Genomic DNA, 24,129 nt, shown 5'->3' on the forward strand with positions numbered 1-24,129 from the left:
CCGAGCGCCAGCCCGGCGGCGCCGGCCGCGCCCGCGGCGCCGAGGAGGCGGCGGCGGGAGGGGCCGGTGCGGGGGTCGGTTCCGGTGTCGGTGTGGTGTGTCATCGCTGCCCAGTCTCGGTTCTCGGGTGGTGCTCGGTGCCCGGTTCCCGGGCGGTACGGGTGGCGGCGGGCGCCGGTCAGCCGATTTCGAAGGTCCTGCGCTCGGTCACCTGGTCGATGTCGGAGGTCCGCACGGTCACGGCGGCCTCCCAGGTGCCGGGCAGGGGGAGCTGGAGCCCGGAGTCGGACCAGCGGCCCTCCCCGGTCCGCTCCAGGGTGGCGGCCAGCGGGCCGATCTCCCGGGCGGGAAGGGTGAAGGAGACCCGTACCTCCGGCACGTCCAGGGGTTCGCCGCCGGGGGCTGTGGTGCGCACCAGGAGGGAGTTTCCGCCGCTCCCGCCCGGTTCCAGCAGGAGCTGGGCCCGGCCCGCGCCGTCCGGGCCGCCGGTGTCGAAGGGGACGGTGACGACCAGCGGCCCGCGGCGCCCGGAGCCCGGCCCGCCCTTCCCCCCTCCCTGCCGCTGTTCGGCGGCGGTGCCGGACGCCGTATCGGACGCCGCAGCGGTACGGGCGGGCTCGGCCGCGGTGAGCAGGGTCGTCACGGCGAGGACGGCCGCCGCGACGGCCGTCTCGGCGAGCACCGAGCGCCGCAGCCCGGCGCGTGCCGGGTCGGCGTCGCGCTCCCGTCTGCGGCGCGCGGCCTCGACCGCGGCGCGCTGGCGGGCGAGCTGCGTGGCGCGCTCGGGGGTGACGTCCGGGCCTGGCATGAAGGCGGGCGCCGCCTCGGGGACGGGCACTGGTTCGGGAACGGGCTCCCCGGGCGAGCCCGCCAGCCGGGTGGTGTGGCGGCGGGAGAACCGGGCGGCCCACAGCAGCAGCGCCACCAGTGCGACCTTGACCAGCAGCAGCCGTCCGTACGAGGTGGAGGTCAGCGCCTCCCAGCCGCCGACCTGCCGCCAGGACTGGTACAGGCCGGTGGCGGCGAGGACGGCCACGCAGCCGAGCGCGGCCCGGGAGAAGCGGCGCACCGCGTCCCCGCCCACCGCGGGCCCCCACCGCAGCGCGGTGAGCAGCGCCGCCAGGCCGCCCAGCCAGACGGCGACGGCGAGCAGATGGGCGATGTCGGCCGGCACCGCCACGGCGGTCTGGGGGCCGGTCGAGGCGTGCTCGGCCGCGGCCCAGGTGGCGGCGAGTCCCACGGCGGTGACCGCGCCGCCCGCCGACAGCCCGAGGGCCCCGAAGACCGGGCTCCGCCGGTCGCGCACGACCTGCTCCCCGCCGTCGTCCCCGGGCCCGTCCCCGGGCTCCCGCCCGCTGCCGGGCCCGTCCCCGCTTCGCCGGGCGTACGACCTGAAGAGCAGCGCCACGAACAGCGCCGCCACCGCGAGCAGCAGCAGCCGGGACACCAGCGCCGTACCCGTCCGGGTCTCCAGCACCGTGCCGAGCGCGTCCGTGTCGAGCATGTCGCCCGGACCGCCCGCGCCGGTGTACGGAACCCGCAGCAGCAGTGCCGCGACGGTGGCGGCGGTCAGCGTGACCCAGCCGGCCACCACCAGGCGCCGCACCGCCCGCGCCCGGGCGGCGGCGGGCAGGCAGCCCAGGACGAAGACCGTCCCGCCGACGAGCAGGACGAACCCGGTGTAGGCGGCGTAGCGGGCGATGTCGTGGAGCACGCCGACCGCGCCGCCGCCCGGCTCCTGGTCCGGCAGGACGGCGGAGGTCTGCGAGGGGGCGCCGACGGAGAAGGTGAAGGCGCCGGAGACGGGGTGACCGTCGGCCGAGACGGCCTTCCAGACGACGGTGTAGGTGCCCTCGGGCAGCCCCTCGCGCAGCCCGGTGCCGTGGCGTACCTCCCCGTCCGCGGAGAGGTCCAGCGGTTCGCCGGTGTCCACGCGCCCGCCGTCGGGTGCGAGGACGCGGATGGCGTCGTCCGCCAGGGACACGCTCTCGGAGAAGGTGAGCGTCACCTGCCGGGGGGCTCGCTCCACCACCGCTCCCCGCGCCGGGTCGCTGCCGGTCAGCGTGGCGTGCGCGGCGGCCGGCGCGGCGCCGCCGAGCAGCAGCGCCGTCAGCAGGCCGAGCACACCGAGCAGGCCGGACAGCCCGTGCGGGCCGGGCCGTACGGCCGGCCGTGGCAGGGCGCGGGGAGCGGTGGTGGTCATGACGGGGGTACCTGCTTCACTGTCCGGAGTGCTCGGCGTGCCCGGAGACGTCGGGGACGTGGTTGACCGCCTCGACCGGGACCGTGACGGTGATCGGGTCGGACTTCTCGAAGCGCAGTTCCACCGAGACCTTCTCGCCCTCGGCGGGCTTGCGCTCCAGGTCCATGAACATCAGGTGGTTGCCGCCCCGGCTGAGCTCCAGCGTGCCGTCGGCGGGCACGTCCAGGGAGTCCACCCGCCGCATCCGCCCGCCGGTGGCCTCGTGGATCTGCACGTCGTCGGAGATGTCGCTGGTGGCCGAGACGAGCCGGTCGGCGGTGGCGCCGTCGTTGTGGACGACCATGAAGCCGCCCGCCATGTCCGCGGTGACCGGCTCGGGCACGTAGGCGCCCTCCACGGTCAGCTCCGGGTCGCCGGAGGCGCCGCAGGCGGCGGTGCCCGTGGTGAGCAGCGCGGCGGCCAGGGCGAACCCGAGGGCCCGGCGGGCGGGACGGCGGCGGTTCGGGCGGTTCACGGCAGCTTCCCCTCGGCGAGTGCGGGCAGGTCCTTCTCGTAGGTCTCGACGGGCACGTCCTCGGTGTAGAGGACGTGCGCCCGGTCGTCCTCGGGCAGGAAGGCCAGGACCTGGGTGCCGTGGGAGGAGACGACGTCGCCGTTCTCGTCCTCGACCGGCGGCTCCAGAGCGATGCCCAGGGAGCGGGCGCCGGCCTGGATCTCCTCGAAGTCACCGGTGAGTCCGATGAAGTCGGGGTCCTGGGCGCGCAGCCACTCACCGAGCGACTCGGGGGTGTCGCGCTCGGGGTCGGAGGTGACGAAGACGACCCGCAGCTTCTTCTGGTCGGCCTCGGGCAGCTCGGACTTGGCGACGGCGATGTTGCTCATCGTCAGGGGGCACACGTCGGGACAGTGGGTGTAGCCGAAGTAGACCAGGGTCGGGTGGCCCCTGGTCTCCTCGACCAGGTCGTAGGTCTCGCCGGCGGTGTCGGTGAGGACCAGCTCCGGCTTGTCGAAGGGGTTGTCCAGGACGACGCCCTGCTTGGGACCGGCGTCCGCTTCCGCGGAGGCCGCTGCGCTGCCCGGGTCGCCGGAGCCGCTGTCGCCGGAGGCGCCGCAGGCGGCGGTGCCCGTGGTGAGCAGCGCGGCGGCCAGGGCGAGGGCGAGGGCCCGGCGGGTGCGCCGGGGGTGGTGGCGCGGAGTGCGTTGCATGGGGTTCTTTCTTCCTCGCGGTGGTGCTTGCGGTGGGTCGCGCCGCGGGCCCGGAGGGGCCGCCGGTGCGGGCGGGCCCCTCCGGGTGCGGCCGGACATCAGGAGGCGTTGCGGCGGCGTCCGGCCAGGACGCCGAAGGCGACGCCGACGGCTCCGACGGCGATGCCGGTGACGGCGAGGACACGGGCGGTGGTGTCGGAGGAGTCCGCCGTACCGTCGGCCTCGTTCCGGGCGGTCGTCTCGGCGGCGGCCCGGTCGGTGCCGGGCTCGTCGCCGGCGCCCGCGTCGCCGCTGTCACCGCCGTGACCGCCTCCGCCCTCGGCGGGCGGGACGAGGTTCAGCACGGGGGCCGGGTGCTCCGGCTCCTCGCCTCCCTCTCCCCCGGCGGGCGGTTCCTCGATCCAGCGCACGACCTCGTCGTTGCTGTATGTCTGGACGGCCTTGAGGACGAGCCGGTCCGCGTCCTCGGGGAGCCTCCCGACGGAGACGGGGAACTGCTGGAAGGTGCCCGGCTCGATGCCGCCGCCGGTCTCCGTCCAGGTGATCTTGGAGGGGACCTCGGTCAGCTTCCGGCCGTGTGCCTCCACGGGCTCGGCCGGTTCGGTCTTCGTCACCTCCACCTTCCAGCCCGGCACCGGCTGGGGCATCACCGAGGCGAGCGGGTGCTCGGCGGGGAAGGTGACCTCCACCTTGACGGTGGAGGCGTTGTCCCGCTCGTTGGGGACCTTGACGTCGATCGTCGTGTAGCCGCCCCGCTCGGCCTCGCCCGGGTTGACGGTGATGTGGGCGGCGGCCGGGCCGGCGGCGGCGAGGGCGAGAACGGCCGCGACGGCCCCGGCCGCGGCGAGGCGGCGGGCGGACGGCAGGGCGGACGGTGTCTGGGACTGCTGCATGCTGAAGGACACTCCTCATGGGGCATGGGGGCGCTCTCCGGCCGCGACCGCGCTGGGGTCGGGGAGGCGTACGCCTCCCTGCCGGACGAGCGGGGGCATGGGTGCGCGGCGGTACGCGCACCCCACCCGTGCCCGGGAGAGCGGGAGGAGTGTGCGCTTCAGGCCGCGAGGACGAGATTCCGCCCCGCGGCGGGCGGCCCGCGCCTGACCACCGAGTGCGACGGCAGCAGGGAGGCGGGCGGCACCGGACCGCCGTACGCGTCCGCGCGCGGGGCGCGTACCGGCACGGCGTCCTCGGGCAGCAGCCCGCGCAGCAGGGCGCGCACGCAGCGCGCTGCGCTGCGCAGGGCCCGTACGAGCGGCCCGCCGCCGAGCCTGTCGGCGAAGTGGGCCGACAGCCTCACCAGCCGCCACAGCGCGGCGTCGCCGCGGCGCAGCAGCCAGCCCGTGGCGAGCGCGGCCAGCAGGTGGCCGAGCAGCATGGGGCCGGAGAGCAGCGACAGGGCGGAGTGCACGGCGTACCGCAGGTAGTCGGCGGCGCTGCCGACCACCGTGTCGGCGGTGCCCGCGGCGGTGGGCCCCGCGGCGGTGTGGCCGCCGGGGAGCCCGGCGTCGGCGACGATGCGGCGTGCCTCGGCCTCGCTCAGGGCGGCGGCGGCCCGGTCGTTGCACAGCAGTCGCCCGGCGAGCGCGAGCACTCCGCCGTCGCTCCGGTCCGGGGTGGCCGGAGTCGGCCCGGCCGAGGCGGCGTGCCCGGTCTGGCCGCAGGAGAAGAGGACGTGCAAGGCGGTCTGGCCCAGGGCCAGCAGTGCCGCGATGCCCGGCAGCGAGCGCTCGCGTCCGGCCAGCGGCACGGCGGTGGCGAGCACGGCCACGAAGCCGGCCAGGAGCACCCACACCGACAGGGGCTGCCCGGCGGCGGACACGTGACCGGCCGCGGACAGCGTGACGCAGACCGCGGCGAACACCGCGGCCCGCAGCAGTCGCAGGTCGGCGGCGGCGCGCGCGACGGGGGCTCTCATGGCCGGGCCATCATCTCATCACCCCTTCGGCCGCGACACGGGGCACCCTCCCGACGCGGTTGACAGCCGGACGAGGGGATCACCTCGTACATTTTCCGTACATTGCGGAACTCTTCGGATCCGCCGATCGGGGGGTAGCGCGCCGCCGCCGTGCTTACCGCCGCCGCCCCGGGCAATACGTATGCGTATGTCGAGCCGCAGCCAGGAGGCTGAGCATGAGCATCTGGTGGTCTCTCCACTTGCGGCGTGAGGCTGCGAGCGTCCCGCTCGCCCGGCGGCTCCTGCTCGGGGCCATGGAGACGGCGGGGGTCGATCCCGATGTCTCCTACGACCTGTCGATCGCGCTCTCGGAGGCCTGCGCGAACGCGGTCGAGCACGGCGGCCCCGGAGGGCCGGGGCCGGCGGGCGCGGGGGAGTACCACGTGACGGCGTACATCGATGACGACATGTGCCGCATCGAGGTAACCGATCACGGGCCGGGCTTCGTGGACGGGTACCGCAGCGCGCCCCGCGCCGCCACCGCCGACACGGCTGCCGGTGCGGCAGCCGACACGACCGCCGGTGCCGTCGGTACGAACAGCACGGCGGACCTCGGCACTGCGACCGCCTTCGGGCCCCTGTTCGCCAGAAGCGCGGGTCCGGCCCGCGACGGTTTCCGCGAGGAGGCGCGCGACGGGGTCCACACCGACGAGCACGGCCGGGGTCTGTTCCTGATCGAGGCCCTCGCCGACCACGTCGACTTCCGCAACCGTCCGGGGGACGGCGCCATGGTCTGCTTCGACAAGCTCCTCAAGTGGCGGGAGGACTCGCTGCTGAGGGCGTCCTGAGCGGCAGCCCGCCACGGTGCGCGGCCTGCCGGACCCCGGCCCCGGCTCCGGTCCGAACCCCGCCGGGTCGGCACACCCGTGCCGTCCCGGCGGCGGCTCCGGACGCCCCGAACGGCGCCGGATGTCAGCCCCGCAGGCGCGCCATCCAGGCCTCGACCTCGTCCGAGCGGCGCGGCAGCGCGGCGGAGAGGTTCCGGTTGCCGTCCTCGGTGACGAGGATGTCGTCCTCGATGCGCACGCCGATGCCCCGGTACTCCTCGGGCACCGTCAGGTCGTCCGGCTGGAAGTACAGGCCCGGCTCCACCGTCAGGCACATGCCCGGCTCCAGCGTGCCCTCGGCGTACGCCTCGCGGCGCGCCGCGGCGCAGTCGTGGACGTCCATGCCGAGCATGTGGCCGGTGCCGTGCAGCGTCCAGCGGCGCTGGAGGCCCAGCTCCAGGACTCGCTCGACCGGGCCCTCCACCAGACCCCACTCCACCAGCCGCTCCGCCAGCACGCGCTGCGCGGCGTGGTGGAAGTCCAGGTACTTCGCGCCCGGCTTCACCGCCGCTATGCCCGCCTCCTGCGCGTCGTACACGGCGTCGTAGATCTTCCGCTGGAGGTCGGTGAAGCGGCCGTCGACCGGCATGGTGCGGGTGACGTCGGCGGTGTAGAGGGTGTGGGTCTCCACGCCGGCGTCCAGCAGCAGCAGATCGCCGGAGCGGACGGGGCCGTCGTTGCGCACCCAGTGCAGGGTGGTCGCGTGCGGTCCGGAGGCGCAGATCGAGCCGTAGCCGACGTCGTTGCCCTCCACACGGGCGCGCAGGAAGAAGGTGCCCTCGATGTAGCGCTCGGAGGTGGCCTGCGCCCTGTCCAGCACGCGGACGACGTCCTCGAAGCCGCGTACGGTGGAGTCGACGGCCTTCTGCAGCTCGCCGATCTCGAAGTCGTCCTTGACCAGGCGCGCCTCGGAGAGGAAGACCCTCAGAGCCTCGTCGCGCTCGGCGGTGGTCTTGTCGGCGAGCGCGGCCTCGACGCCCGCGTCGTGGCCGCGCACCACGCGCACGTCGCCGGAGGCATCGCGCAGCACGTCGGCCACGGTGCGTACGTCCCGGCAGGGCATGCCGTAGAGCTTCTCGGCCTCGGTGAGGCTGTCGCGGCGGCCCACCCACAGCTCGCCCTGGCCGTCCAGCCAGAACTCGCCGTTCCCGCGGTCGGAGCGGGGCAGCAGGTACAGGACGCCGTCGTGGCCGCCGTCCGCCCTCGGCTCCATGACCAGGACGCCGTCCTCGGTCCGGTTGCCGGTGAGGTAGGCGTACTCGACGGAGGAGCGGAAGGGGTACTCGGTGTCGTTCGAGCGGGTCCTGAGGTTGCCCGCGGGGACCACCAGGCGCTCGCCGGGGAAGCGGGCGGAGAGCCTGGCGCGCCGCTCGGCGGTGTGCGAGACCTGCGGGACGGGGTCGAGGTCGCGCAGCTCGGTGTCCGCCCAGCCGGACCTCATGTTCTCGGCGAGCTCGTCGGAGACGCCCGGGTACAGGCCGTTCTTCCGCTGCTTGACCGGCTCCTCCGAGGTGGGTTCGCCCTGCTCCTCCGGGGTTTCCGGTGTCTGCTGGTCAGCCACGTCGCTGCCTCCTCCTGCTGGTGGTGTGGGCCGGGTGCGGGCCGACTCCCATCGTAGGTCCGGCCGGCCCGGGGCGGCCGGGGCCTGTGGACGGAGGCCGTGGAAGGAGAGCGCGGCCGGGATCCGGAGGTGGTGCTCAGAAGCGGGCGGCCAGCAGCACGACGTCCTCGCGGTCCCCGGCGGCGCGTCCCGCACCGTCCCGTTCGACGGGCGGCACCGAGCGCAGTAGATGGTCCAGCAGCGCGTCGGGGTCGGCGCGTACGGCCGGGACGGCGGCGACGGCCGCGGCCCGGAGCCGTCCGAAGGCGCGATCCGGCGGCTCGCCGGTGCGGTGCAGCAGCCCGTCGCTGTAGAGCAGGAGCGTTTCCCCGGGGGCCAGGTCCACCTCGACGCCGGGCGCCTCCCAGCAGGCGAGCATGCCCAGCGGGGCGGAGAGCGCGGTCTCGACGGCCTCGGTGCGCTCCGGTCCGACGATCAGAGGGGGGCAGTGCCCGGCTCCGGCCAGCACGACCCTGGCGCCCGCCCGCGGACCGCCCACGGCGGACGGGCAGCGCTCGGCGTACCCGAACAGCGCGGTCGCCGACCGGGCCGGCTCGGTCAGCCGCAGCAGCAGCTCCAGGTCGGACAGGACCGCGACCGGGTCCTCGCCCTCCATCACCGCGTAGGCCCGCATCGAGGCCCGCAGCCGCCCCATGGCGGCCACCGTGTCCGGGCCGGATCCGGTGACCCCGCCCACGCACAGCCCCAGCGCCCCTCCGGGCAGCGGCAGTACGTCGTACCAGTCGCCGCCGCCGCGCGGGCCGGTGGAGTGCCGCACCGCCAGCCGTACCCCGGGCACCCGCGGCAGCCGGGCGGGCAGCAGTCCCTCGCGCACGGCGGCCACGGCGGAGCGGGTGCGGGCGAGGTCCACCTGGCGGGCGATGTGCTCGGCGGCGTGCCGTACGTACAGGCCGAGCAGATGGCGCTGGCGCCCGGTGGGCCGCGCGGGCTCGTCGTACAGCCAGACGGCGGCGCCCAGCCGCCCGGTGTTCCGCGCGCTCAGCGGGACGGCGTGGCTGGCGGCGTAGCCGAGGCGGGCGGCGACCTCGCGGTGGCGCGGGTCGAGGTCCTCGTCCCGGGCGATGTGGGGGTGGGTGATCTCCGGGAGGCCGTCGGGGCCCGTCCCTCCCGCACCGCCCCCGGCTTCGGCGCCGGCGTCGGGAAGCCCGCCGAGGAGGCGCGCGTGGGAGGCCGGGTCGCGCGGGAGGGTCTCGATGTGGCCGAGATCCGCCGCTCCCAGGCCGAGTCCGACGGTGGTGTCGGGACCGAGCCCGTCGGCCGGCTCCAGCGCGATCAGCCCGCGCCGGGCGCCCACCAGGGCGGCTCCGGCGCGCAGCGCCTCGTGCACCGCGCTCTCCAGGGTGTCGGTGCGCACCAGGCGCTCGGTGAGGTCGTGGAGTGTGGTGAGGTCGGAGATCCAGCCGGCGAGGCGGTCCTGGACGGCCGCGAGTCGCTCGACGGGCCGTGCGAGGTCCGGTTCGTCGGCGGCCGGGTGCCGGGGGGAGGGGGCGGGCTGCCGGTGGGGCGCGGCCGCCGCGGGCGGAACAGTGTGCTGGGGAAAGGGCGAAGAAGATTCGATTCCGGCCAGTTTCGGCGACTGCTGGGCGCTCATGGGCGGTTGCCCCCGGTGCGGGCCGGCGTCGTCAATAGCATCGCAAACCCCCATGTCGTGCTGCTCCGCTATCAATGTATTCAGGTGTACACGCCCTGATAAGGGGTGTCCAGTATCGCCCCGGCAGGCCGCGGATGTCCCCGCCGACCGGTTCCGGAGCCGGGTCCGCCCGGCGCTCCGGAAACATCCGGAGGCATCGCGGGGGTGGTCACGAGCTTGGCCGAAAACGTATCCTGTGCCAGATGGTGCGCGGTCGACTGGCCCTCGGTACGGCAGCGCGTCATCACGCTTGAGGTGGGTACACGCTCCCCTGCGGCACGAGGGACCGGGCGGGTGGGCGGCGCCCGGGTTCCGGCGGAACCCGGCAACGGGCCCGTGCGTCCCACGCGGTGGGAGCGAGGCGCGTCCTCGTCGCGCCGAGGGGTCGGAGCACGGCAGGCAGAGGACCATCGGGCGGTACGGCGGCAGGGGTGAGCACGAGCGGCGCCCGGAATGCGCCGCCACGCCGTGTTCCGTGCCCGGTTCACTAATACCCCGGCCACGGCCGCGGGAACAGCACGGTGACGCACTGCCCGGAGGGCCAGGCGCGGTCACACGAGATCCACAGGTGTAACAGGTTTGAGTACCGGAGGACCGTGATCGGTCTTCTGGTCCTGCTGAGTCCTTGTCAGTGTGCTTGTCGACGTATTTGTCGATCCATGGCGTTACGGAAAGGAACGAGCGCTGATGCGCGAGATCCTCGGAAGGCGACGCATGACCCGCTGGGCGCTGCGCGACGCGGCGCTCGTCTGCGCGACACGGTGGGGGTGGCCCGTGCTGCCCGGTGTGGCGCCGCGGGAGCCCAGGCGCCTGGCCGCACGCCAGTCGGGGCAGCCCCGGGGGCGCTGCTCCTGCCCCCGGCCCGACTGCGTGGTGCCCGGCGCCCACCCCTTCGACCCCGAACTGCCGGCGGCCACCACCGACGAGCGCATGGCGCGCTGGTGGTGGACCAACCGCCCCGACGCGCCGGTCCTGCTGGCCACCGGCGGCCGCGCCCCCTGCGCGCTGAGCCTTCCGGCCGCCGCGGGGGCCCGGGCGCTGGAGGAGTTCGACCAGCTCGGGCTGCGCACCGGCCCGGTGATCGCGAGCCCGACCCGCTGCACGCTGCTTGTGGCGCCGTACGACCTGGAGGAGCTGGGCGAGCTGCTCCACGCCCAGGACTGGGTGCCCAGCTCGCTGCGGTTCCACGGCGAGGGCGGCTACGTGGCCCTGCCGCCGTCGCGCACCGGTGCGGGGCAGCTGCGCTGGGAGCGGCCGCCGGCCGCGCTGGGCATCGGAGCCCGCGGCACCCTGCGCGGGGGCGGTGTGCCGTGGCTGCCGAGGATGGAGCCGCTGGTGGACGTACTGGTGCGGGCGAGCGCGGCCGTCCCCGACACGGGCAGCCGGCTGGCGTACTGACCGGCCGGCCGCTCACTCGCGCGGGTGGCCGGTGTGCCGTCGGCTTCCGTGTCGGGGGACGGCCGCGCTGGCCGCCGGGGCCGTCCCCGCGCCGGCGCGTGAAGCGCGTGAAGCGCGTGAAGGGGATTTCCGCGAACGGCGGTGACGGGAGGCCCGGGCACCGGATGGGCAAGGACCGCTGCCGCGTTCCGGCAGTGGGAACGGGGAAGCCGAAACCCAGCGAAAATCGGCGAGTTGAGCCGCCGTCCGCGTCCGCGGAACCCATATGCGGGAAGTGCGGACATGAAAAACCCGGTCGCTGGCGACGGGGGATGCACCAGCGACCGGGCTGTAAGAACCGTAACAAGTAATGGCCCGTTCGCAAATTCCACCGATGTCTTCCAGCCGCCTGTCTACCTGCGAGTACAGTCCGCTGTGACGGGAATCACTTGCCCTTTTCTTCTCTCGTCAGCCGGAATTCGTCTGTCAGTTGAGAGTGATCTGGCGATTTGTGAATCCACTGCGCGCCCGGCGCTCCTCCGCGGTGAGCGGGTCGGTGGCCTCCAGCGCCCCGGCGAGCCGCTCCGCGAAGGCCGCCGCAGGCTTCTCGCACTCCTGCGCGCCCATCGTGCCCGGCAGGTCCCACACCGGGACCATCAGACCGTGCGCCCGGAAGGAGCCGACCAGCCGCGTGTCCTCGCCCAGCGAGGAGGCCCCTGCCGCGTGCAGCCGGGCGAGTGCGTCCAGCAGCCGCTCCTCCGGGTGCGGCATGACCCAGCGCAGGTGGTTCTTCTCCGGGGCCTCGCACCAGTACGCGGCCTCCACCCCCTCCAGCCGGGCGGTCGGCAGGGCGGCGGAGTTGGCGCGCTCCAGTGAGGCGGCGACCTCCGGACCCTGGTTCCCGGCGTCTTCCACCCAGAACTCGAAGCCGCTGTGCACCTCCGGCTCGAAGGGCGCGTCGAGGTCCAGCAGGTCCTGCAGACGCGGGGCGCCGGCGGGGATGCGCTCGGCGGTCACCGGGCTGCCCGGCTCCGCTGTCAGGGCCCGCCGCAGCACATCGGCCAGATCACGGCTGAGGTCGCCGGAGGGGGTGTCGTTCTGGACGCCCAGCAGCACGGCCCCGTTGTCACGGCGCAGTGCGGGCCAGGCCATCGGCAGGACGGTGGCCAGCGTCACCGAGGGGACGTCCCCGGGCAGCTCCTCCCTCAGCCTCAGCGGCACCGTCGCGGCGGGCACCAGCTCGCGCAGCGCCACCCAGTCGCACTCCCCGGGCAGGCCCTCGAACGGGCGGCGCACCAGCTCGGTCACCGCCTGCGCGGCGGCGCGCCCGTGGCAGGCCTTGTAGCGGCGGCCGGATCCGCAGGGGCAGGGTTCGCGGGCGCCGACGACGGGGATCTCACCGTCGGCGAGCCGCGGCTTGGCGGCCTTGGTCTGGGGTCGGCGCTTCTTGGCCATGGCGTGCGGATCTCCCGGTCGTCAGGGACATTGTCGGCGCGAGCCTAGCCCTTGGCGCCGAGGCGGCACGCGTACGCGGAGGAGACCACCCGGAACGACTACCTCAGAGGTCCTCCAGACCCTCCAGCCCCGACAGGCCGAAGCGCATCGAGGAGGCGAACGCGTCCTCCTTCGACGGCGCCACCACCGCCCATACCGTCACTCCGCCGTGCCCGTGCCCGTGCCCGTGCCCGTGCCCGTGGCCGTGGCCGTGCCCGCGGCCACGACCGCCGCGGTCGTCGCGCACGCCCCAGTCGCGGGCGAGCGAGGTGATGATCGACAGCCCCCTGCCGCCCCGCGCCGTCACCGACGGATTGGACGGCCGCGGTCTGGTGGGGCCCCCGCCGTCGGTGACGGAGACGCTCACCCCGCCGTCGGAGGTACGGCCCCAGGCCGCGCGTACGCAGTCACTCACACCGATCGGTCTGGCGTGCCGGTACGCGTTGCTGAGAAGTTCGGAAAGAATGAGAACCGCGTCGTCCACGACGGCTTCGGGCGTACCGGAGCCCAGGAGCTCCTCGCGCATCCGGCGCCTCGCCGCACCCACCCCCGCAGGACCGTGGGGTACGGCCATCGTCGACGACGTCGGCGCCTCCTGTGCAACCACCACCGCCACCCCCGAGACCTCCTTTTTCGCCCCACGCCACGTGATGAATGCCCTTTCGTCCGACGGCGGAAACCGCCCGACCCGCTACCGTGACGCAGTCCTCACCGCCCGTTCACCACCGGCGGATCCGAATGCGCCGTAGTGCGCGGGCCGCCTCGCCCGGGGTCCTGGCCCGGTTTCTCCTCACTCCCGGAACATCTCGTCCAGCTGGGCCAGTACGCGCCGTGGCCGGTTGGTTATGACGGCGTCCACGCCGAGCAGCGCGCACAGCTCCACGTCGGCCGGATCGTCCACCGTCCACACGTGCACCCGGTGGCCCTCGCGGTGCGCCCACGCCACGTACTCGGGGTGGTTGCGCAGGATCCGGATGCCCGGCCCGGCGATCCCCACGCCCGGCGGCAGCCTCCCGTCGCGGTGGCGCGGCAGCAGGAACCGCATCAGGTAGACGGTGGGGATCCACGGAGCCGCGGCCCGTATCCGGTGCAGGGAGCGCGCCGAGAAGCTCATCACGCGCACGGGGATGGCCGGATCGTGGCGGGCCAGCACCCGCAGCAGTTCCTCCTCCACCTGACCGGCCCAGCGGCTGGGGTGCTTGGTCTCGACAGCCAGCTCCACCCGGCGCCCCGCGGAGGCCTGCTCCTCCACCAGGCGCAGCAGCCGCTCCAGGGTCAGGACGGAGGTGTGCTCGCGGCTCTCGGTCTCGGGCGACTCCTCGTCGTCCAGCCGCCCCTTCCAGGAGCCGAAGTCCAGCTCGGCCAGCTCGGCCAGCTCCAGCGCGGAGACGGCGCCGCGGCCGTTGGAGGTACGGTTGACGCGGCGGTCGTGGACGCACACCAGGTGCTTGTCGGCGGTGAGCCGCACATCGCACTCCAGCGCGTCGGCACCGTCCTCGACGGCCCTGCGGTACGCGGCCAGGGTGTGCTCCGGGGCGTCCTCGGAGGCTCCTCGGTGGGCGACGACGGAGATGGGGCGCCGGTGTCCGGGCAGCCCCTGGGGCTGGTCAGGGCTCACCGCGTTATGGTGCCACCCCGCCCCGCGCGCGGCGGCCCGGGCGCCCGTCCGTACGGGTGCGCTTACGCCGGTCCGACGTGCGGTGGGAGAAGCTTGACGCCATACACCTGAACACCTACGTCCCCCCGGGGGGAGACGTACGACTGTCGTGTACCTGAGGAGAGAGCTGTGAGCACCGAGAACGAGGGCGCCGCCGGCGAGCACGCGGCCGACGCCCCCGTGCCGCACCCGCCGGCCGACCGGTCCGCCGCGAACGACGCCGCCGCGCCCAGGACACCGACCGACAGCCCGCCGGAGGACTACGACCTCCAGGCCCCCGCGCCCGCTCCCGCCCCGGAGGCGGCGCCGAGGGACGAGCCGACGACCCTGCTGCGGAAGATCGACCCGGAGGACCCCGAGCCGTCGTCCCAGCCCCCCGCCCGGCCCGCGTCCCCCGCCGAGCAGGGGGCCGCCACCGGTCCCGCACCCCAGAGCCACGCGCAGGGCCACCCGGCTCCGCAGCCACCGCCGTACCCGCAGGGCCACCACCCCCAGCAGGACCCCTCCGCCGCGCGGCAGCCCCCCGCCGCGTACGCCTCCCCCGCCCCTCACCCCTCCGCCGGGCAGTGGGGCGCGCCGGGCGGAGGCTACGACGGCTACGGCACCCCGCCGCCCGCCCCGGGAGCCCCCGGCGCCCCCGGCGGCGGCCCGGCCTCCCCCTGGGGCGCGCCGCTCGCCTCCCCGCCGGCCCCGGAGGGCCGGAAGAAGAAGCGCCGCTTCGGCGCCCTGATCGCCGCCGTCGCGGCGGCGTCCCTCCTCGCGGGCGGCGTCGGCACGGGTGTCGGCTTCTGGGCCGCCGACCGCACCGACCGCGGCTCGACGACCATCTCCGCCGGCGACAGCCTCGAACAGGTCGACCGCGCCCCCGACTCCGTCGCCGGCATCGCGGCCAAGGCCCTGCCCAGCGTCGTGACGATCCAGGCCGAGGGCGGCGGCGAGAGCGGCACCGGCACCGGCTTCGTCTACGACCAGCAGGGCCACATCATGACCAACAACCACGTGGTGGCCAGCGCGGCCGACGGCGGCGAGCTGACCGCCACCTTCTCCGACGGCCGCGAGTACGACGCCGAGGTCGTCGGCCTGGCCCAGGGCTACGACGTGGCGGTCATCAAACTGAGGAACGCCGGCGACGCCGAGCTCACCCCGCTGCCGCTCGGCAACTCCGACAGGGTCCAGGTCGGCGACGCCACCATCGCCATCGGCGCCCCGTACGGCCTGTCCGGCACGGTCACCACCGGCATCATCAGCGCCAAGAACCGCCCCGTCGCCTCCAGCGACGGCCAGGGCTCCGCGGCCTCCTACATGAGCGCCCTCCAGACCGACGCCTCCATCAACCCCGGCAACTCCGGCGGCCCCCTGCTCAACGCCAAGGGCGCGGTGATCGGCATCAACTCCGCCATCCAGTCGGCCGGCGGCGGCCTCGGCCAGGGCTCACCCGGCAGCATCGGACTCGGCTTCGCCATCCCGATCAACCAGGCCCAGCGCGTGGGCAAGGCCCTGATCGAGACCGGCGAGCCCGTCTACCCGGTCATCGGCGTCCAGGTCGATCTGCGCGCCCAGGGCAACGGCGCCCGCATCATCGAGAACACCGACGACGGCAGCGAGCCCGTCACCCCGGGCGGCCCGGCCGACCAGGCGGGCCTGAAACCGGGCGACGTGATCACCAGGCTCGACGGCGTCCCGATCGACAGCGGCCCCACCCTGATCAGCGAGATCTGGTCCCACGAGCCCGGCGAGAGGATCTCGGTCACCTACATGCGGGGCGGCGAGCAGAACAAGGCCGAACTGACCCTGGGTTCCCGCGAGGGCGACTGACGAACCGGCTAGGCTGTCCCCCACGCCGCACCGCACGGCGCGGCGCGGCGTGGGGAGGCTTGCCCGAGCGGCCTAAGGGAACGGTCTTGAAAACCGTCGTGGTGGCGACACCACCGTGGGTTCAAATCCCACAGCCTCCGCACCTCACAGCGGCCCCCGACCAGCCCACCCGGTCGGGGGCCGTCGGCGTCCCGCGACTGTCAGTGGCCGGCGGCAGACTCGCCGGCATGAGTGGTCAGGTGCATTTGAGAGACGTCGAGTCGGCCGATCTGGAGGAGTTCCTCACGCAGGAGCACGATCCCGAGGCCGTGCGACGGGTGAACTTCCCGCCCCGGGAGCGGGAGAAGGCATGTCACCTATACGCCGATCCCCTCGCCGGGAACACAGGCTCGGTGCGGCTGCCGGAGAAGTACGGCTTCCGGCGTACCGAGACGGTCCGGTACGCCGGCCACGAGCCGCTGACCAATCTGTGGCCTGTACCGCGCACTCCGGTCAGCCGTGACATCTGTGGCGTTCTCCGGTGCGGACCGAGCACGGCCCGGCGCTCCCTCTGGAGGACGTGACCGGTACCAGGGGCCTGGGGCGGCCGGACGGCGCACGCATACCGCCGTTCCCCCGCAAGCGCCGTAAGTGTCACCACCGCCATTGAAAGCCGACGACCGCCTGTTCCAGGTAGGGGAGGAACTGGTGCAGTTCCCCTTCGGGCGAGACATCGATGCCGATCGCACGGATCGGTTCAGACCCACTGTAGGCGTCCCACACGCACCACCACGTCGTTCTGGGACGGACTGCTTCGAACACCACCCGCATGTCGACATTGTCGATGCGTTTGCGTGCCGCCCTGCGGACGTGGAGGCAAGGGCCGGAGGTCGGCCGGTGGAGTGTCGTGTACTGCAATGACGAGCGCTCACCCGCCGAGAGGCGCCGATCAAGCTGGAATTCCACCCCGACATACCCTGGACTGCTGGTGCGGAAACCGATGAAGGTCCCGCCGACCACTGACTCAACGCCGGTCACCGTATCGCGGGGACTGTAGGCAAAGGTTTCAAGGCCGTCGTCAACGGCGACGAGGACATGACTGGTCTCTATACGCCGCAAGGCACGGTCGGCCGACACGTAGTAGCGCGAGAACAGGGCCGTCGTGCGGTGCCCCTGTGGTCGAACAAGGGCAACCGGCTCGCTGCGCAGGGTGAATGACACTCCGTTCCCGCCCAGGTCGACAGCGCTGTGACCCAGGAAGGCGTCCCATACCTCCGTGATGTCCTCGGATGTGAAGTCGAACGACTCGGTGATCCAGGTGATCGTCTCGTGAGTGAGCTGCCGCCCGAGCAGCGCCTGCCGCACGCGGTCACGCAGCTTCCTGGGCAAGGTGTGGTCGGTGTCGGGACGCAGGCCGCTTTCCCACAGGTACAGGGCGACGACCTGTGCGACCCCGGAGTAACTGACATCGTCCCCTCGCCGGCGCTGCGTGTGAGCCAGCCAGCGAGCCCGGTATGTGTGGCGTCCGGCCAGCAGAACGCGTAAGCGCTTTCCCGCCTCGGCTACCCGCTCCGCCCTCGGGTCCTGCGGATGTCCACTGCCGCTGCCGTGACGAGCCTCCATCGCGCCAATCTATAGTCCTCCCGCGCCCCCTTCACGCCCTTCCAGGAGGTCCAATGACGATCGAGCCGGAGCCGTACCGCCCCAGGAACGTCTACGGCCACGAACAGAGCGGCAGAGAGGCTCTGCCCGGAAGGTACGGGGGCTGGGAGGACGTTGCGGTGTCGGGGGAGGACGAACTCGAGATCGGTGCTGAACTACGGAAAGCGGGCAGTTATCTCTCGCCTTACCGTATGGATCACATCGCGGAGCTTCATTCGGGCAGAGCCGAGGCCAGGCAGCTCGGGAAAAGCCTGTTCCCCGAAGTTTGGACCGACGAGGAGATCTTCGTGGCCGCTCAGGCGGTGGCCGCCGACCCCTCTTCGCGGTGGGGCCGCGGGAACGACGACTACAGCGGTGAGCCCGGGACGTTGTTCAACCCATGGCATCGTCTCCCGGACGTGGAGTGGGCCATTCCGGCTCGTTTCCGCGTCGACGGACACCACCAGGGGCTGGCGATCCGCGTGATCGTGGAGCCCTACGGGGAGGGCATCATCTCCGCCTATCCGTTGTCCTCCTGATCGGAGGTCGTCGCCATAGCAGCGCCACAGCCCTCCTACGGTGAGGTTTCCCGCAGCGGCTCAGACCCGCTGCCAGACCGAAAAGGGTGAGGTATGACAGTTCCGCTGAAGCGCATGAGCGTAGCCATCGCCGCCTTCCTCCCGATGATCGGTGCCATGCTCACGACCGCGCCGACCGCACACGCGGTCAGCTATCCGACGATGACCGTCCAGGCCGGAGCCGCAGCCCGCTCAGCGCCCTACGCGGAGTCGTGGTCCTTCATCGGCTGGGTGACGTCGGACGGCTGGCGCAACCCGAACGGGCAGGCGTCCTGGGTCTCCTGCTACAAGGACGCCGGATGGGCGACCGGGAACTACCCCAGCAACCGGTGGTTCAAGGCTTACGTCAACTACGCCGGAGGGTCCGCCCCGGTCTGGGCCTACGTGCACTCGTCGTTCGTGACCAACCAGTCCCCGGTACCGGCCTGCTGAGCGCAGAGCGGCGAGAAACAACCTCGAGAGGTCGTCGGCCCTGGGCCAGTACGAAAAGGCCAGGGCCGGCGGCACGTCCGCTGCGCAGAAGCGGCTTCCCCGGAACGACAGGGGAAAGTATCTCTATGCGATGTCGGCGCACAGGTCCCGGTGGCTTCGGGCGCATGACACGTCGGCGGGTCTTGACGTATGACCCAGACATAACGTCCCAAAACGGCTAGCCGATGTCATCGGGGAACGACTCCACGAAACCGAAGCCGAGAGCGGAGGCGATCGGTCAGGAGGCGCCCGGGGAATGCGGTTTGGGCACGGACCGGATGACCGCCGGGCCCCGCCCCGCCCGGCGACTGGGCAGGGCTCGGCAGTCACCCCGGCTCACGGAGCGAGGGCGTCCAGGTCCACCGGGGTGCAGTCGTGCAGCGTCATGACCAGCCGGTGGGCCAGGGTCCACCGGACCGCGAGGTCCTCGTAGGAGACCTCCCGCAGGGCGGCATCGAGGGGCTCCAGCGTGGCCGGGTGGTGGACGATCCCGGCCACGCCCCAGGCGTGCGGTCGGTCCACCAGTGCGGCGACGTGCCCCTCCCGCAGCCGCGGGCACTCCCGTACGGAGATCCGGGCGCAGGGCGCGCACACGGGCGGCGCCGTGGTCCGCTCGCCCTCCTCCACCGGGCGGCCGACGTCCCGCAGTACGAAGAGGCGCGGGCCGTCCTCGGGAGTGGGCCCGCCGCACACCTGGCAGAGCATGTACCGCATGGCCCTTCGCTGCCGCAGCGTGTGCACCGTGTGGTAGCGGGGGTGCCCCTTGCCCCGCGCGAGGGTCTGCCTCATCCACAGCACCCCGAGCCAGTCCCGGTCGTACGCGCCCTCCCCGGCGAAGCCGATCCCCTCGCCGCCCGCCCCCACCCGCCGCACCAGGGGCGGGCGGCGCACCCGCTCCCGGCTCCACGAGGCGATGTAGGGAACCGTGCTCAGCCGGCCGGTACGCGGTTGCGCGGGCGCGGCGGCAGGCTCCACCGAAGCTTCCTCCACCCCTGCCGGGCGCACCCCGTAATCCCCGCGCTCGTCCGCAGAGCGCGCACGCCCCTCCTCGATCCGCTCCTCGACCCCTTGTGAGAAGGCGCTCCCGCCCATGTACGCCCTTCCTGACGCTCGGATCCATACTCACGGACACGTAACCGCGTGATGACTCCGGGCGGTACCGCGGGCGGAGCGGCAGCGCGTGAAACCCATGAAAGACCGCGTGGATGCGGGGGAGTGGGCAAGGGATGAAGCCCGCGCCACGGATGGGCCAGGACCAGTCCACGGCCCAGGCGGTGTGCTCACCGATCACCATGTTGCCGGGGTTGATGTCGGTGTGGAGCAGGTCATCACCCCGGAGGAGGGCGGCCTGCCCCTCGTCTCCGGCGAACCGGTCCCACCGGGTCTCCGGCCACTCCCGCGCGACCTCGGGGAGGTCCAGTTCCCCGATCCGGTCCACCAGGCCGACGACGGTGGGCAGGTCGGGGGAGCCCGGCGAGAAGTCGGCCGCCCGCCCCTCCACGGCGTCGAAGCCGAGCACGACCCACGCGTCGCTCTCCGCATGCCACCGCAGCGCGGGGGATACGGAACGTACGGCCGGGTTGATCAGCCGCTCCCGCACGATGGAGTCGCGCCGGCCGCCTGGCCGGTTGGCAACCGCCTTGACGAAGAACGGTCCCTTCTCGCACTCGACCACGGTGGCGACGTCCGAGCTGTGCCCCCCGGTGGTAGGGCGGGCACGCGCCAGTTCCCCCGTGTGCGGGCGGATCAGCTCCCGGAAGTCGGCGGCGAGAAGGGGCGTGTCCATCGTCCTCAGTTCCTCGGAGTGCACGAGCTGCCCGGAAAACCGGGCGTGCACTCCTCGTCGCCGGGGCCGCAGGGGGCGTTCTCTCGGCGGGTGTCGGCTCCTACCTGCTGACCAATCACACCGTTTGCGTAATCAGTTGATTACCCTGCGCGGTACTGTGAGAACGGCGGCAGGACTTGAAGTCCTTGAAAGTCGGCTGATCTGGGGGCACGTATGGCGACGAGAAAACCGAACGAGGGTCTGCGGCGCGTTCTGACCGAGAGTCAGTGGTCGCAGTCCCAGCTCGCCCTGGCGGTCAACCGTGTCGGGGCGGAGGCGGGGGTGCCGCTGCGGTACGACGAGTCGGCGGTGTCCCACTGGATGAGCGGCACCCGGCCGCGCAGGGCGGTGCGGCCCTTCCTCCGTGAGGCCCTGTCGCGTCGGCTGCGCAGGCCGGTGACGCTGGCCGAGATCGGTCTGGGGGACGGGGAGGCGGGCGGTGGCGCGGATACCGTGGAAGCACTCATGACCCTCGGGAGGAGCGACATGGACCCGTCCCGCAGGAGCGTGCTGGGCGTCGGGCTGTTCTCCGTGGCGCTGACCGTGCCCGGCTGGCAGGACGTGGTGGGCCGGATGGAGGCGGTACGGGCCGGCCGCAGCGTGCGCATCGGGCGGCCGGAGGTGGACATGGTGGTCGCCATGACCGAGCGCATCAGCGAACTGGACGACCGGTTCGGCGGCCGTCACGCCCGCCCGATGGCCGCCTCGTTCATCGTCAACACCGTGGCGGCCTACCTGCGCGCCGACGCCCCCGAGCCGGTGCGCAAGGACATGCTCTCGGCCGCCTCCGACCTGTGCTACCTCACCGGCTACATGGCCGTGGACGAGGGCCTGCAGGGGCTGGCGCAGCAGTACTACCTCAAGGCCCTGGAACTGGCCGGCGCGGCCGAGGACCACCTCACCTACCGCACCACCCTGCGCGGCATGAGCGTCCAGGCCGCCGACCTCGGCCACGGGCCGCAGGCCCTGCGCCTGGCCGACGCGGCAGCCGCCGCCTCCCCGCAGGCCGGACCCCGCATGCGCGCCTTCCTCGCCGGACAGCAGGCCCACACCGCCGCCCAGACCGGCGACCGCCGCACCGCCCTGGCCCACCTCAAGGACGCGGAAGTGGCGATGGAGAAGGCCGAGTCACGAGCGAAGACCTTCGGCTCCTACGACCCGGCCGCGCTCGCGTACCACACGAGCCAGGTACGGCATGAACTCGGCGACACCAACGGGGCGATCAAAGCCATGACTGAGGCCAACCGACTCCGGGAGCCGGTGTACCGCAGGACCCGAGTGCTGCACCTGGCAACCGCTGCCGAACGACAGATGCGAATCGGACACCTCGAAGAGGCCTCCGCCACCTGGCACGCGGCCCTGGACGACTACCCGCACGTCCAGAGCGGACGAGTGGACAACCGCATCCGCACCATGGTCACCCTGATCCGCCCCCACCTGCGCAACCGCACCGCCCGCGACCTCCACGACCGCGCAAGGACGCTGGCACCCTCGATCCTCCGCGCCTGAGAGATCACCGAGGCGACACACCATACCCCCGCCTCCTGCTGCACGTCGTAATAGCGTGCGCAGAAAACCAAACACGGCCACTGTCAACCATCGACTGGGACCGAAGTGCCAAGCATCTACCGGGAGAGGGGTCGCCCGTGCGGTGGGCGCGGACCGGGTTGGTTTCTGGGGCCTCTGTCGTAGGGCGCTCCTCCACTGGCGGGAGTGGACGGTCAGGGCTTGACGGCAGTGGCGAGGAGGGTGCCGATGTGGCCCGGGGTGGGGGCGTCGAGAATGCGAACATCGGCGTCGCGGAAGCCGGCGCGGGTCAGGAGGCGTGTCCACACCTGCGGCTTGTAGCTGTAGCGGTAGGTGAACATGGCCGGGCCGGCGAAGCCGCCCTTGTACATGCCCTGCGGGCCGTAGGCGCCGGGGATGGCGGGCGGGTGGGAGAAGGCGAAGATGCCGCCCGGGTTCAGCCGGGCGGCGACCAGCGGGAAGAGGCGGGAGGGGTCGGTGAACCAGGCGGCGCCGAAGACCGAGTACACCGCGTCGTAGGTCGCCCGGTCGTCGGCCAGAAACTCCAGTACCTCCGCGCACACGAACTCCACCCCCAGCGGCCCCCACCGCTTCGTGGTGTTCGCGACCATGACGGGTGAGAGGTCCACGCCCTTCGCCCTGATGCCCCGCTGTGCGAGGTGGGCGAGCGCCCGGCCGGTGCCGCAGCCGATCTCCAGCACACTGGCCGGGTTCCCGAGGATTTCGGTCCCTGGGCCGTGTCCCTGGTACTGCGTCCAATTGAAGACGGGCTCGGCGTCGGCCACGTCGTTGCGGGTGCTGCTGGCGTAGGCGTCCCAGAGGTCGCGTTCGGCCGCGATGTCGTGTTGTACGGGCAACTCGGTTCCTCGGTGGTGTGGTTGTGGAGGCCCGTCCCCGCCCGGGTGGGCGGGGACGGGTGAGGGACGGCGGGGCTCAGGGGGTTGTCGTGCCGGTGAAGTCCGGGACGGGGTTGTCCGGGGAGTCGAGCCAGACCGTGTGGCGGTGGCCGTCCATCGTGAGGCCGAAGCGGGCGAAGTCCGGCTGCCCCTGCTGATACCACCAGCGCCAGGCGGACTCCAGCTCGTGCCAGAGCCGGCGGGGACCGGCCTGGACGGTCCGGAACTCGGTCCGGCCCCTCTCGTGGTCGGCGGTGGCCCAGCTCGTCAGGCCGGTGTCGTGCAGCCACAGCCGGTAGGAGCCGTCCGGTTCGTGGACGACCCGGCAGAAGAGGTCGGGCACCTGGACGCCGATGGCAAACATGTGGATCCAGTCGCCCACGTCATCCGGGGAGAGCGTCGTCACGGACTCCGAGCCCCCGGCCGGCCACTCACGCCCCCCGAGGTACTCGCTCGTCGCGGGCAGCCTCCTGCGCTGTTCGCGCAGTCGCATGAACGCGGAGGAGCCGGTGAACGGCCCGGAGGCCGACCCGTCGTCCCGGACCGTGAGCCGGACGATCCCCTCGCCGCCGTACACCGGCCCCCACGGCGCGACGATCACCGCGCCGGGCCGGGCCTGCCCGAGCCACCGCGCGGGGACGCGCCCCACCGAGCAGGTGGCGATGATCCGCTCGTAGGGTGCCCCTTCGCCGTACCCCTCGGCGCCGTCGCCCACGACGACGCGGGGCGAGAAGTCCGCCGCGGACAGCCGGGCGCGGGCCTCGGCGGCGACGCCCTCGTCCACCTCGACCGTGACGACGTCGCCGTCCCCCAGCCGGTGGCACAGCAGCGCCGCGTTCCACCCGGTCCCCGTGCCGATCTCCAACACCCGGTCGCCGGGCCGTACGCCCAGGTCCGCGAGCATGGAGAACACCATCGTCGGCATCGAGCTGGAGGAGGTCGGAGTACGGCCCCGCCCCGGCCCGGTGTACGCACCGTCGTCCCACTGGGTGGTGATCGGCGCGTCCGAGTAGACCGCTTCCCACCACAGGTCCGGGGACTGCGAGCGGGTGACCCGGTCGTCCTGCCGGTTCATACCGGCCCGCCCCGGCCAGATCATCTCGGGCACGAACAGGTGGCGCGGCACGGCGTGGAACGCCGGCAGCCAGTCGGCGGTCAGCGCGCCCTTCTCCAGGAGTACGGAGGCCAGCCGCCCGGGACCGGCCTGTGCCGTCGTGTCCTCGGCCACCTCAGCGGCCGTCCGCCGGGCCCTGGCCGTCGTTGGTGTTGCCGCCCTCGTCCGAGCCGCCTCCGCCGTGCTTGTTGCCGGAGTCGCTGTCGTCCTGCGGGTTGCCCGCGTCGGCCCGCCAGGGCGTCTGCACGGTGTTCATGGGTTTCCTTCTTTCGTCGGGGTCGTCTCTGCGTGTACGTGCTCCCGTCCCGTGGGGA

Annotated in this window: 22 protein-coding genes and 1 tRNA gene; 8 read left to right on the forward strand and 15 right to left on the reverse strand. The window is 73.2% G+C overall.

The window, feature by feature from the left end; genetic code table 11:
* Nucleotides 1-178: 178 nt before the first annotated feature.
* The 5 genes from LJ221_RS10525 to LJ221_RS10545 all read right to left on the reverse strand — a co-directional run bounded on the left by LJ221_RS10525 (nt 179) and on the right by LJ221_RS10545 (nt 5,324).
* Nucleotides 179-2,203 carry a copper resistance protein CopC gene (locus LJ221_RS10525; RefSeq protein WP_241715669.1) on the reverse strand — a complete coding sequence of 675 codons (2,025 nt, stop codon included), beginning with the start codon at nt 2,201-2,203 and terminating at the stop codon, nt 179-181.
* A 16-nt stretch (nt 2,204-2,219) separates the two neighbouring features.
* The gene (locus LJ221_RS10530) at nt 2,220-2,717 is read right to left on the reverse strand and encodes a copper chaperone PCu(A)C (RefSeq protein WP_374228421.1); all 498 of its coding nucleotides are present in this window, start codon (nt 2,715-2,717) and stop codon (nt 2,220-2,222) included.
* Nucleotides 2,714-3,409 (reverse strand): SCO family protein, encoded by a 696-nt coding sequence (locus tag LJ221_RS10535; RefSeq protein WP_241715670.1) that lies wholly within the window; start codon nt 3,407-3,409, stop codon nt 2,714-2,716. The genes LJ221_RS10530 and LJ221_RS10535 overlap by 4 nt, the downstream gene beginning before the upstream one ends.
* Nucleotides 3,410-3,507: 98 nt before the next feature.
* Complete coding sequence (locus tag LJ221_RS10540; protein WP_241715672.1) at nt 3,508-4,302, reverse strand: YcnI family protein; 795 nt, start codon at nt 4,300-4,302, stop codon at nt 3,508-3,510.
* A 158-nt stretch (nt 4,303-4,460) separates the two neighbouring features.
* Nucleotides 4,461-5,324 (reverse strand): hypothetical protein, encoded by an 864-nt coding sequence (locus LJ221_RS10545; RefSeq protein WP_241715675.1) that lies wholly within the window; start codon nt 5,322-5,324, stop codon nt 4,461-4,463.
* Between the two features lie 215 nt (nt 5,325-5,539).
* Between LJ221_RS10545 and LJ221_RS10550 the strand changes: the two genes are divergently transcribed.
* Nucleotides 5,540-6,151, forward strand: coding sequence for an ATP-binding protein (locus LJ221_RS10550; protein ID WP_241715676.1), 612 nt, complete (start codon nt 5,540-5,542; stop codon nt 6,149-6,151).
* 124 nt (nt 6,152-6,275) lie between these two features.
* Here the strand turns inward: LJ221_RS10550 and LJ221_RS10555 are convergent, their stop codons facing one another.
* Nucleotides 6,276-7,751 (reverse strand): aminopeptidase P family protein, encoded by a 1,476-nt coding sequence (locus LJ221_RS10555; protein WP_241715678.1) that lies wholly within the window; start codon nt 7,749-7,751, stop codon nt 6,276-6,278.
* Nucleotides 7,752-7,887: 136 nt separating this feature from the next.
* Nucleotides 7,888-9,456, reverse strand: coding sequence for a PP2C family protein-serine/threonine phosphatase (locus LJ221_RS10560; protein ID WP_241715680.1), 1,569 nt, complete (start codon nt 9,454-9,456; stop codon nt 7,888-7,890).
* 672 nt (nt 9,457-10,128) lie between these two features.
* Between LJ221_RS10560 and LJ221_RS10565 the strand changes: the two genes are divergently transcribed.
* A complete protein-coding gene (locus tag LJ221_RS10565) occupies nt 10,129-10,839 on the forward strand; it encodes a bifunctional DNA primase/polymerase (protein ID WP_241715682.1) in 711 nt (236 codons plus the stop codon).
* Nucleotides 10,840-11,304: 465 nt separating this feature from the next.
* Here LJ221_RS10565 and LJ221_RS10570 read toward each other — a convergent pair whose 3' ends face one another.
* From LJ221_RS10570 to LJ221_RS10580, 3 genes are all read right to left on the reverse strand, one after another.
* On the reverse strand, nt 11,305-12,273 hold the full coding sequence (locus tag LJ221_RS10570) for a DUF5926 family protein (protein WP_241715684.1): 969 nt from the start codon (nt 12,271-12,273) through the stop codon (nt 11,305-11,307).
* A 103-nt stretch (nt 12,274-12,376) separates the two neighbouring features.
* Entirely contained in the window at nt 12,377-12,838 is a 462-nt protein-coding gene (locus LJ221_RS10575; RefSeq protein WP_374228422.1) for an ATP-binding protein, read from the reverse strand.
* 264 nt (nt 12,839-13,102) lie between these two features.
* Complete coding sequence (locus tag LJ221_RS10580; protein ID WP_241715686.1) at nt 13,103-13,930, reverse strand: glycerophosphodiester phosphodiesterase family protein; 828 nt, start codon at nt 13,928-13,930, stop codon at nt 13,103-13,105.
* 168 nt (nt 13,931-14,098) lie between these two features.
* On the opposite strand from LJ221_RS10580, the gene LJ221_RS10585 reads away from it, so the two are divergent.
* From LJ221_RS10585 to LJ221_RS10595, 3 genes are all read left to right on the forward strand, one after another.
* A complete protein-coding gene (locus LJ221_RS10585) occupies nt 14,099-15,784 on the forward strand; it encodes a trypsin-like peptidase domain-containing protein (RefSeq protein ID WP_241715687.1) in 1,686 nt (561 codons plus the stop codon).
* Nucleotides 15,785-15,837: 53 nt separating this feature from the next.
* A tRNA-Ser gene (locus LJ221_RS10590) sits at nt 15,838-15,924 on the forward strand.
* A gap of 87 nt (nt 15,925-16,011) precedes the next feature.
* Nucleotides 16,012-16,347, forward strand: coding sequence for a hypothetical protein (locus LJ221_RS10595; RefSeq protein WP_241715689.1), 336 nt, complete (start codon nt 16,012-16,014; stop codon nt 16,345-16,347).
* 70 nt (nt 16,348-16,417) lie between these two features.
* Here LJ221_RS10595 and LJ221_RS10600 read toward each other — a convergent pair whose 3' ends face one another.
* Nucleotides 16,418-17,386: a hypothetical protein gene (locus LJ221_RS10600; RefSeq protein WP_241715691.1), complete on the reverse strand. Its 969-nt coding sequence runs from the start codon at nt 17,384-17,386 to the stop codon at nt 16,418-16,420.
* 53 nt (nt 17,387-17,439) lie between these two features.
* On the opposite strand from LJ221_RS10600, the gene LJ221_RS10605 reads away from it, so the two are divergent.
* Together LJ221_RS10605 and LJ221_RS10610 are read left to right on the forward strand one after the other, a co-directional pair.
* A complete protein-coding gene (locus tag LJ221_RS10605) occupies nt 17,440-17,943 on the forward strand; it encodes an EndoU domain-containing protein (RefSeq protein ID WP_241715693.1) in 504 nt (167 codons plus the stop codon).
* Nucleotides 17,944-18,057: 114 nt separating this feature from the next.
* A complete protein-coding gene (locus LJ221_RS10610) occupies nt 18,058-18,414 on the forward strand; it encodes a hypothetical protein (protein ID WP_241715695.1) in 357 nt (118 codons plus the stop codon).
* 375 nt (nt 18,415-18,789) lie between these two features.
* Here the strand turns inward: LJ221_RS10610 and LJ221_RS10615 are convergent, their stop codons facing one another.
* Nucleotides 18,790-19,545, reverse strand: a complete 756-nt coding sequence (locus LJ221_RS10615; RefSeq protein ID WP_241715697.1) for a hypothetical protein — start codon at nt 19,543-19,545, stop codon at nt 18,790-18,792.
* A gap of 907 nt (nt 19,546-20,452) precedes the next feature.
* Between LJ221_RS10615 and LJ221_RS10620 the strand changes: the two genes are divergently transcribed.
* Nucleotides 20,453-21,787 (forward strand): tetratricopeptide repeat protein, encoded by a 1,335-nt coding sequence (locus LJ221_RS10620; protein ID WP_241715699.1) that lies wholly within the window; start codon nt 20,453-20,455, stop codon nt 21,785-21,787.
* A 212-nt stretch (nt 21,788-21,999) separates the two neighbouring features.
* Here the strand turns inward: LJ221_RS10620 and LJ221_RS10625 are convergent, their stop codons facing one another.
* The 3 genes from LJ221_RS10625 to LJ221_RS10635 form a co-directional block, all read right to left on the reverse strand.
* Entirely contained in the window at nt 22,000-22,662 is a 663-nt protein-coding gene (locus LJ221_RS10625; protein WP_241715701.1) for a bifunctional 2-polyprenyl-6-hydroxyphenol methylase/3-demethylubiquinol 3-O-methyltransferase UbiG, read from the reverse strand.
* Between the two features lie 76 nt (nt 22,663-22,738).
* Nucleotides 22,739-23,929, reverse strand: a complete 1,191-nt coding sequence (locus tag LJ221_RS10630) for a methyltransferase domain-containing protein (RefSeq protein ID WP_241715703.1) — start codon at nt 23,927-23,929, stop codon at nt 22,739-22,741.
* A 1-nt stretch (nt 23,930) separates the two neighbouring features.
* A complete protein-coding gene (locus LJ221_RS10635) occupies nt 23,931-24,071 on the reverse strand; it encodes a hypothetical protein (RefSeq protein ID WP_241715706.1) in 141 nt (46 codons plus the stop codon).
* Between the last annotated feature and the right edge of the window lie 58 nt (nt 24,072-24,129).

The sequence above is a fragment of the Streptomyces sp. CNQ085 genome (assembly GCF_022614595.1).
In the GTDB taxonomy this organism is placed as follows: domain Bacteria; phylum Actinomycetota; class Actinomycetes; order Streptomycetales; family Streptomycetaceae; genus Streptomyces.